Genomic DNA, 502 nt, shown 5'->3' on the forward strand with positions numbered 1-502 from the left:
CCGGCGACGCAGAGCTTCACGCTAGCGGCGGTCAACGATGCACCCGTCCTCAGCGGCAATGCGGCGACGCTTGCAGCCGGCAGCGAGGACACGCCCTACACCTTCAGCGCCGCCGAGCTGCTGGCCGGCTTTACCGATGTCGACGGCGACCAACTGTCGGTCTCAGGCCTCACCGCCAACCATGGCGCGCTCGTCAACAACAATGACGGCAGCTGGACCTTCACGCCGGATGCCAACTACAACGGCCCGGTCAGCCTCAGCTATACCGTCATCGACGGCCATGGCGGCAGTCTGCCGGCAAGCCAGAGCTTCACGCTTGATGCGGTCAACGACGCACCGGTCCTCAGCGGCAATGCGGCGACGCTTGCGGCAGGCAGCGAGGACACGCCCTACACCTTCAGCGCCGCCGCCCTGCTGGCCGGCTTCTCCGATGTCGACGGCGACCCGCTGTCGGTCTCAGGCCTCACCGCCAACCATGGCGCGCTCGTCAACAACAATGACG

The 502-nt window shown here is 66.7% G+C and carries 1 protein-coding gene; it reads left to right on the plus strand.

The window, feature by feature from the left end:
- A partial coding sequence (locus tag AF337_RS33105; RefSeq protein WP_152971318.1) for a cadherin-like domain-containing protein occupies nt 1–502 on the plus strand: 502 nt, incomplete at both ends.

It is taken from the genome of Rhizobium ecuadorense (assembly GCF_001187535.1).
Lineage (GTDB): Bacteria > Pseudomonadota > Alphaproteobacteria > Rhizobiales > Rhizobiaceae > Rhizobium > Rhizobium ecuadorense.